The 9,074-nt window shown below is 42.6% G+C and carries 8 protein-coding genes; 7 read left to right on the top strand and 1 reads right to left on the bottom strand.

Features of this window, described 5'->3' with window-relative positions:
- The first annotated feature begins 398 nt into the window (after positions 1–398).
- The 3 genes from thiE to thiD all read left to right on the top strand — a co-directional run bounded on the left by thiE (position 399) and on the right by thiD (position 2,579).
- Entirely contained in the window at positions 399–1,043 is a 645-nt protein-coding gene (gene thiE / locus ACH2DQ_RS14060; protein WP_394913210.1) for a thiamine phosphate synthase, read from the top strand.
- Positions 1,031–1,684, top strand: a complete 654-nt coding sequence (locus ACH2DQ_RS14055; protein WP_394913211.1) for an HAD family hydrolase — start codon at positions 1,031–1,033, stop codon at positions 1,682–1,684. The genes thiE and ACH2DQ_RS14055 overlap by 13 nt, the downstream gene beginning before the upstream one ends.
- A gap of 115 nt (positions 1,685–1,799) precedes the next feature.
- Positions 1,800–2,579 carry a bifunctional hydroxymethylpyrimidine kinase/phosphomethylpyrimidine kinase gene (thiD, locus tag ACH2DQ_RS14050; RefSeq protein WP_394913212.1) on the top strand — a complete coding sequence of 260 codons (780 nt, stop codon included), beginning with the start codon at positions 1,800–1,802 and terminating at the stop codon, positions 2,577–2,579.
- On the opposite strand, the gene ACH2DQ_RS14045 is transcribed toward thiD, so the two are convergent.
- A complete protein-coding gene (locus ACH2DQ_RS14045) occupies positions 2,567–3,601 on the bottom strand; it encodes a LacI family DNA-binding transcriptional regulator (RefSeq protein ID WP_394913213.1) in 1,035 nt (344 codons plus the stop codon). The genes thiD and ACH2DQ_RS14045 overlap by 13 nt on opposite strands.
- A 179-nt stretch (positions 3,602–3,780) precedes the next feature.
- Here ACH2DQ_RS14045 and ACH2DQ_RS14040 point away from each other — a divergent pair, with 179 nt between their 5' ends.
- From ACH2DQ_RS14040 to ACH2DQ_RS14025, 4 genes are all read left to right on the top strand, one after another.
- Entirely contained in the window at positions 3,781–6,042 is a 2,262-nt protein-coding gene (locus ACH2DQ_RS14040; protein WP_394913214.1) for a glycogen/starch/alpha-glucan phosphorylase, read from the top strand.
- 99 nt (positions 6,043–6,141) lie between these two features.
- Positions 6,142–7,101, top strand: a complete 960-nt coding sequence (locus ACH2DQ_RS14035) for a C39 family peptidase (protein WP_394913215.1) — start codon at positions 6,142–6,144, stop codon at positions 7,099–7,101.
- 152 nt (positions 7,102–7,253) lie between these two features.
- Positions 7,254–8,822 carry a response regulator gene (locus tag ACH2DQ_RS14030; RefSeq protein ID WP_394913216.1) on the top strand — a complete coding sequence of 523 codons (1,569 nt, stop codon included), beginning with the start codon at positions 7,254–7,256 and terminating at the stop codon, positions 8,820–8,822.
- The coding region (locus ACH2DQ_RS14025) for a hypothetical protein (protein WP_395027150.1) at positions 8,819–9,074 on the top strand (256 nt) is incomplete at its 3' end. The genes ACH2DQ_RS14030 and ACH2DQ_RS14025, both read left to right, overlap by 4 nt.

The following is a 9,074-nucleotide window of genomic DNA, read 5'->3' as shown; positions in this document are numbered from 1 at the left end:
AGTCAGCGGAGGAACCACTCCGCTTCCATCCTCCGCCTTGCAGACTGACAAAATATTCAGCACTGTCAGTAGGCTTTGTGGCTGGATGGAGTACTAGCTGTGTGATACTTCAAGATAAAAAAATTAGGGATATAATTTGACGCTCTCGAAATCCTATGATAAACTAATTAAATATGGTAACAAATCAAACCTTGATACGAAATGAAAATGACAGGGAGCTTGTTTGACAGGCTGAGAGGAAGTTGTGAACTTCAATCTGTGACCTGATTTTAAGAAACAGTATCAGGGACAAGTCTTGCAACTTCCTGCAGGACTTCTTTTATTTTGCAGGTTTATTTGAATGTGCGTTATGAATTCCATGATGAATGTGACAAAAAAGAACAAAGGAGATAGGAATCATGAAAGTTAGTGGTAAAGATCTGAAACTGTATGCAGTAACAGACCGAAAATGGGTGGGAGAACAGTCACTGGAAGAACAGGTGGAAGAAGCACTTGCAGCAGGGGTTACTTTTTTGCAGCTACGGGAAAAACATATGGAAAAAGGTGAGCTGTTGGAAGAAGCGAAGCGCATAGGAGAAATTGCAAAGCGCTATCAGGTGCCGTTTTTAATCGACGATGACGTTGAAATGGCAATTGCCAGTCAGGCAGACGGCGTACATATTGGGCAAAAAGACATGCTTCCCAAGATAGCCAGGGAACTATTAGGAGAAGATAAAATACTGGGAGTAACTGCCAGAACGGTAGAACAGGCAAAAAGTGCGTGGGAACAGGGGGCGGATTATCTTGGGGTAGGGGCTGCATTTCCCACCTCCACCAAGGACGATACGGTTGTAATTACCAAAGAAACCATTCGTGAAATCTGTGAAGCAGTGCCTATTCCGGTGGTGGTGATTGGCGGAATTACAAAAGAAAACATAAAACAGCTGAAGAACTGCAAGGCATCCGGTGTAGCTGTGGTTTCCGCAATATTTGCAAGTGATCATATTACCGGGGCAGTGAAAAGCCTGAAAAACGAGGTGGAAGAAAACTTATGGTCAGATTAGGTGAAATAGAAGGTGCTATTTTCGATATGGATGGAACGATTCTGGATTCTATGGCTATGTGGGAAAACATAGGAAGCAGTTATGTGAAAATGAAGGGGAAAATACCGGCGCCGGATCTGGATGAGGTTATTAAGTCCATGAGCTTTGAGGAATCAGCCCGATATATTAAGAAGCATTATCAGTTTGATGAAGCCATAGATTTCATGATGGACGAAGTGAATCAAATGGTAAAAGAGAATTATCAGGGGAAAATTAAGGGAAAGCCATTTGTAAAAGAATTTTTAGAGAGCCTGAGAAATAAGGGGGTTCCCATGTGTGTGGCAACAGCTACCGATGAATCGCTGGTAAGGATCTGCCTGAAACGGCTGGAACTTCTGCACTATTTTCAGGAGATCTTTACCTGCAGGAAAGTAGGGGCGGGGAAGGAACAGCCTGATATCTATGAAGCGGCATTACAAAGACTGGGAACGGACAAAGAGAACACCTTTGTATTTGAAGACGTTCTTCATGCGGTGAAGACAGCGAAGCGGGCAGGCTTTCCGGTAGCGGCGCTCTATGATGAAAGTTCCGTAAGGGATTGGGAGGAAATTAAGGGACTGGCAGATATTTCAGCTGTAACGATGGGAGAATTTATTTCCTGAGAGGGTAATTTAGAGCGTGTTTGGAAATTCATTCCCGCCGGCTGGAAGAATGTAATTTTCAGACATGTTCCAGACAATGGAGCAACGAAAATATATAATGACAGAGGATAACAGGATGAAGAAAATACTTACAATTGCAGGTTCAGACTGCAGCGGAGGAGCGGGAATACAGGCAGATATTAAAACGATCACCGTACATAGGATGTATGCCATGAGCGCAGTTACAGCCTTGACTGCACAAAACACAATGGGTGTATTTGGCATAGAAAAATGTACGCCGGAATTTTTAGAGCAGCAGCTGGACTGCATTTTTCGGGATATTTTCCCGGACGCAGTTAAAATCGGGATGATCCCGGATGCCGGGTTGATTGAGTCGGCAGCAGGAAAGCTGGCAGAATATGGGGCTTTTCGCATTGTGCTGGATCCGGTTATGGTTTCCACCAGCGGCAGGACATTATTGGAAAAGGAAGCCAGGGAAGTTTTTATGAAAAAACTACTGCCTTTGGCGTCACTGGTTACACCGAATATACCGGAAGCGGAAGTGATGAGCCAGATGAAAATAGAAAGTCCAAAAGATATGGAGACGGCTGCCAGGGTGATCTCCGGTTTTTACGATGGAGCCATACTGATAAAAGGCGGGCATCAAAAAGAGACTGCCAATGACCTGTTATATGAAAAAGGGAAGGCAACCTGGTTTTACGAAAAACATATGGAGAATCCCAACACCCACGGAACGGGCTGCACTCTGTCATCTGCAATAGCCTGCCAGCTGGCAAAAGGCTATAGTATGGAAGGCAGCCTTAGGCGTGCAAAGGATTATCTGTCCGGTGCGATCCGGGCAAATCTGGATCTGGGGCAGGGCGCGGGTCCTTTGAACCACTGTTATCGTATATGAGATGAAACGCAGCCTGTGGAATCACGCTCAACAAAGGCAGGGCGCATCTCAATGCGGCTGATAGGGACCCCTTTGATCAGACTGTCCACAAGAATAAATGCACTTTTACCGAGGTCTACCCGGTTTTGGCGTACCGTTGTCAATGCCGGGATCAGATACCGGGCAAGGGGGAGGTCATCATATCCGGTAACGCTTAAGTCCTCCGGTACCTTCTTGCCCATATTATAGAGTTGCTTGATAACGCCGGATGCAATAAAGTCGCTGGCGCAGATAATCGCAGTCGCTCCTTTTTCCAGAAAATGAGGAACATATAAGGGAGCACAGTCCACATGGTAATCACCATACGCAATCAGATCTAAATCCAGATCTATTTTATTTACCCACAAAAAATGCTTGTACGCATTCAGGCGGCGCTCAGTAATCATGGAATCCTGGTTTCCGCAGAGCATGGCAATTCGTCTGTGCCCTTTGGCGGCGAGATGGTTTACCACACCTTTCATACCTTCAAAATTATCAGTTCCCACATATCCCACAAAGGGGTTGTCTTCAATGTAATTATCTAAAAGAGCCGTTGGTACCTTCGTATGGTTCAGTTGTTTTAAATAGTCATCGTGAAGCCGGAAGCCCAGAAGAAATGCTCCTGAGTATCCATTTTTTAACATATAAGTGTCATATTTTTCCCTGGAGCCTGTTTGAGTTTTCAAACCGGCTCTTGTCTGCATAGAGAGGTTGGTGGGAACAATTGTGACCTCGTAATTATTTCGTACTGCAGCCTGTTCAAATCCGGAAATAATTTCATAACCGAACTGGTCTACATTTTCATAGTTCATATCATCAACCATAATACAGATCCTGCGCATTACTTTGCCCTGCAGGGATTTTGGCTTATAACCCAGTTCCACCGCCGCATCCAGGACGGACTGCCGCATTTTTTCGCTGATATCGCTTGCTCCATTCAGTCCTTTGGAAACGGTGGCGGGAGAAATGCCTAATTTTTTTGCTATGTCTTTAATTGTCGCCATAAGATTTCCTCCAAGTAAGCGGGCTGGCTGAAAGCTGTCACGGTACGCTCCTGCAGTCCGAAAATTATATTGACAATATACCATAAAAATGATAATATGGCAATGAAAAAGTTTCGAAAAGTTTCGAAATATAAGTTGAAATATTTTATGAGCCATTAGTCAATCGAGGAGGTAATAGAATGTTAGAAAATGAATTAAACGGATACCTGGAAGAAAAATTTAAAAAGACAATTGGAGAATGCTCGGATGAAGAAATTTATCTTGGACTCTTACAGCTTACGAAAAATCACATAAAAGAATCCGGTAAAAACAGAGGAGAAAAGAAACTTTACTATATATCCGCAGAATTTTTGATTGGAAAGCTTTTATCTAATAATCTGATTAATCTGGGGTTATATGATGAAGTAAAAGAGATTCTGGGCAAAAATAAAAAAGACCTGACACAGATTGAAGAAGTAGAATTAGAGCCATCTCTTGGAAATGGCGGACTGGGAAGACTGGCTGCCTGCTTTTTAGATTCCATTGCAACCCTTGGCTTAAATGGAGATGGAATCGGGCTGAATTATCATTACGGGCTGTTCCGTCAGATTTTTGAAAATAATAAACAGAAAGAGCTGACAAATCCCTGGATTACAAACGAAAGCTGGCTGACAAAGACCGATATTCATTTTGAGGTACCATTTAAAGGATTTAAATTAATCTCCAGCCTGTATGATATTGATGTAACCGGATATCATAATCATGCAAATAAGCTGCATTTATTTGACATCGACATTGTGGATGAATCCATTGTGGAAGAGGGAATAAAGTTTGATAAGAATGATATTCTGCACAACCTGACATTGTTTTTGTATCCGGATGACAGTGATGAAAAGGGACAGCTGCTTCGCATTTACCAGCAGTACTTTATGGTGAGCAATGGAGCACAGCTTATTATCCGGGAATGCAAAGAAAATGGATACAGCCTTCATGATTTGCACAAGCATGCAGTGGTGCAGATCAATGACACCCACCCGTCTATGGTAATCCCCGAATTAATCCGCCTGTTAACGGAAGAAGGAATCTCCATGGAGGAAGCTATCGCCATTGTCAGCAAGACTTGTGCATATACCAATCACACGATTCTGGCGGAAGCGTTGGAAAAATGGCCGAGATACTATCTGGAAAAAGCAGTGCCCCATCTGCTGCCGATTATCGACGAACTGGACAGAAGAGTCAAAGAAAAATATAAGGATGAAAAAGTTGCGATTATTGACAAAGACAACCGCATTCATATGGCACACATGGACATTCACTATGGCTTCAGCGTGAACGGGGTTGCCGCTCTCCACACACAGATCCTGAAAGAATCCGAGCTTAAGCCATTTTATGATATATATCCTGAAAAATTCAATAATAAGACCAACGGCATTACCTTCCGCCGGTGGCTGATGCACTGTAATCCCGATCTGACGGAGCTGATAAGCGGACTGATCGGAAATGGATTTAAAGAAGATGCAGACTGCCTGAAGGAACTGCGCAAATTTGCAGATGATGAAAAAGTTTTAAAAAGCCTTCTGGACATCAAAAATAAAGATAAAGCAGCATTAAAAGAGTATCTGAAAGAAACCCAGGGGATTGAAATTGATGAAAATTCAATCTATGATATTCAGATAAAACGTCTCCACGAATATAAAAGACAGCAGATGAATGCGCTTTATATTATCCATAAATATCTGGAAATAAAAGGCGGTAAACTTCCAAAGAGACCGATTACCATGATTTTTGGTGCGAAAGCTGCTCCGGCTTATGTCATTGCGAAGGACATTATACATCTGATCTTATGCCTGCAGGAAATGATTTCCAGGGATGCCAGCGTTCGACCATACTTAAACGTGGTAATGGTGGAAAACTATAATGTATCCAAAGCGTCAAAACTGATTCCGGCATGTGATGTATCCGAGCAGATATCTCTGGCATCTAAAGAAGCAAGCGGAACCGGAAATATGAAATTCATGCTGAACGGAGCCGTAACCCTTGGTACCGAGGACGGGGCGAATGTTGAGATTCACCAGCTGGTCGGTGATGAGAATATTTATATTTTTGGAAAATCCAGTGAGGAAGTAATTGCTCATTATGAGAAAGCCGATTATGTTTCCAAGGATATCTATGAGTCCGATGCTGCCATCAAAGAAATGGTGGACTTTATTGTGGGCAAAGAGATGCTTCAGATTGGCTGTAAGGAAAATTTAAGCAGGCTTCATCAGGAACTCATCGGCAAAGATTGGTTCATGACACTTCTGGATATCAAGGATTATATTGAGACTAAGGATAAGGCGTTCGCAGATTATGAAGACAGAATGGCATGGGCTAAAAAGATGCTGGTCAATATCAGCGAGGCTGGCTATTTTTCATCTGACAGGACGATCAGACAGTATAACGAGGAAATCTGGAAATTGTAAAAGGGCGTGAACTGTAACCGTAACGGACATCACAAATGTTCATACTTTTTTTACAAAAATAGATACCATAATTTTGAAATATGTGGTATTATAGGAATTATGATGAAGAAAAAAAGTAAATTTACCAAAAAGCTTACTAAGATTGCCCTTGTCATTGGAGCAGAGGTTTTACTGTTCAGTGGCTGCCTGGTGATGATATACGCTCGTGGGACAGGAGAGAGTGAGAATCGCGGAAAATATCAGGAAAATGTCACATTAGGAACAACGGAAACGAATGCAGGAGCAGAAAAACAAAGCAGTCTCCAGGCAGGAACAAATCAGGATAAGGATATTACTTCTGCGGCAAATGAACAGCAGACAACAGGAACCGCACCGGTTTCCAGTAATTATAATTCGATTGCTACGGAAAAGAATATGGAATTGGAAAGTGAGTCCGAGTCGGAAAACAGCAGTTCAGATTTAGCAATCCAGAAGACAGAATCAGAAATGCTTTATGTTGAACCAGTTAGCCAGCTGCCGGAATTGCCAACGGGGTGCGAGATTACATCCCTGACGATGGCGCTTAACTATGAAGGCTATGGCGTAGATAAAGAGGATCTTGCGGACAACTATCTCACGAAAGGCAGACCGGGTGTCAACAGCTATGAGGATGCTTTTCTTGGTAATCCCAGAGATGAGGATTCCTATGGATGTTTTGCACCGGTAATTGTCAGAACGGCTAATAAATATCTGACAGAGCAGAACAGTGCAAAGCGGGCATATGATGTCAGCGGAACGGATCTGGAAGATTTATTTGATGAGATACGTGCCGGAAATCCGGTTATTATCTGGGGATCTATGAACATTGATGTGGATATCGAATATACAGATGAGTGGGAAATTGACGGTAAGCTGCTTCGCTGGCCGGGAAATGAACACTGTATGGTATTGAGCGGATTTGATTTAAATAATGAAACAGTTACCGTATGTGATCCGTTACGGGAAGTAGAAACGTATGATATCAGTTCATTTGAAAGACATTTCAAACAGATGGACAAGATGGCAGTAGTGATAAAATAACAAATTTGGTAAGTAAGGACTATCGTATATTAAAAAGCCTGTCTTTTTAAATGCGATAGTCCTTTTTCGATTGTTACATGATGCGATACATGATAAAATGGAGGCAGATGCTGGCGCTTGCCAGAATAATTCAGGTCGGGAGATGACAGTCCTTGGAAGTACAATTATTGATCGTGGATGATGAAATACAAATACGAAGAGGGATTGAATTAGGGATACCATGGAAAGATTACGGGATAACCGGAGTGTTTACGGCAGAAGATTCTCCAGGTGCAATAAGGGTTTTGGAAAGAGAGCAGATACAGATTCTGATTACCGATATACGCATGCCTGGAATGACGGGGCTTGAACTGGCTGAATTAGCCAAAAAAAGAAATCCGGATATCCATGTAGTCATATTGAGCGGATATTCGGAGTTTGAATACGCAAAGAAAGCAATTAATATCGGCGTAGTGGAATATCTGCTAAAGCCAATCAAAATCGGTGAGCTTACGGCGCTGATACAAAAGATCATGGGAGAGATAGATACCCGGGAGCTTGAGGACGCGCAGCAGAGAAAAGAAAAACTGGAGAAGAGTCTGGAGGCTTATTTTGATGGGGAAGAGCCCGGAAACGGGGAGTATGAAAGGCTCCTGGAAGCATATACGGAACACAAAGGGAGTCAGAATATCCTGTGTATGGTTTTCGACTTTGACAGCAGAGGGACCAAAGCAGCTAATGGCTGTGTCAATTATGTGAGAAAGCAGCTTTTGAATAAAGATACAGGAAGAGAAGATAACTTTTTGCTGCGCTGGGGAAAGAAAATGGTGTGGTTTACTTTTATGGATATCTGCAGATCCAGGGATCAGGTGATTTTTATGATGGGCAATTTATTACGCAGTATGAATCGTGAACTGAGGAAGGCCGTGGGTCCTGGATTATCCGCAGGTGTTTCTGAAATCACACCTTTAAAGAACCTTCCTTTTGCTGCAAAAGCCGGGGCGGAGCTTTTAGACCACCGATTGTATCTGGGAGGCTGTGTGTTAATTGACCAGGCTGATGAAAGCTGCAAGAATAAGACCATGTTCTCCCTGGAGCAGACAGCGCACTTACGTCTGTGTATTGCAGGTTTTCGTTATGGGGAGGCTGAAAAAGAGATTAAAAATCAGTTTTGTACCATGAGGGATTTAAAAATAGCTTCCTATGACTTTGTGAAAGGAACGTGCATGAATCTGGTGCAGTTATTATTTCAAACCTTAAAAAGCAGCGGAATGGACGTGGAGGCAGTATTGGAAAAAAACAGGCAGAGTATCCTGGCGCTCCCCGATTTATTGACTATAGAGCAGTACCGGGAATGGGTATTAAATGTTTACTATCTGATTCTGACAGGTGTTTCCGGCAATCAGGGACAAACCCCAAACCAGATGGTAATTACAGCCTTATCCTACATCAGCATGCATTACCGGGATGAGATAACGGTGGAATCTATATCTTCTTATGTGAAGAAATCCAAGAATTACTTCAGTTATCTGTTCAAAAAGGAAATGGGTATTTCGTTTACGGAGTATCTGAATAAATACCGCATAGAAGAAGCAAAAAAGAGGATGGAAACCACAGCAGATCTAAATGCGGAAATAGCCAGGGAGGTGGGATTCCGGGATGAAAAATATTTTTCGGCAGTATTTCGGAAACTGGAAGGCTGTTCCGCTACCGAATACCGAAAGAAAAAAGGGAGATTATGAACAGCTTAAAAAATAAGTTGAAGAATTTGGGAATCAGCCAGAAATTTCTATGCAGCCTTATGATTTTTCAGGTAATTCCATTGCTGCTGCTGTTTATGATTGTGACTTTTCAGCTGCGCAGCAGTCTGAATACCAAGGCATGTGATATCAATCTGGAAATCCTGAAGCAGACGAAAGCAGGACTGGAAAACTTTATCAGTGATGTGGAGAACGTATCCCTGAATATTGCGGCGGACGAAAACATCCAGGAGA

The organism is Robinsoniella sp., from assembly GCF_034124845.1.
The sequence above is the reverse complement of the archived record's forward strand: the minus strand, read 5'-3'. Positions and strand labels throughout refer to the sequence as shown.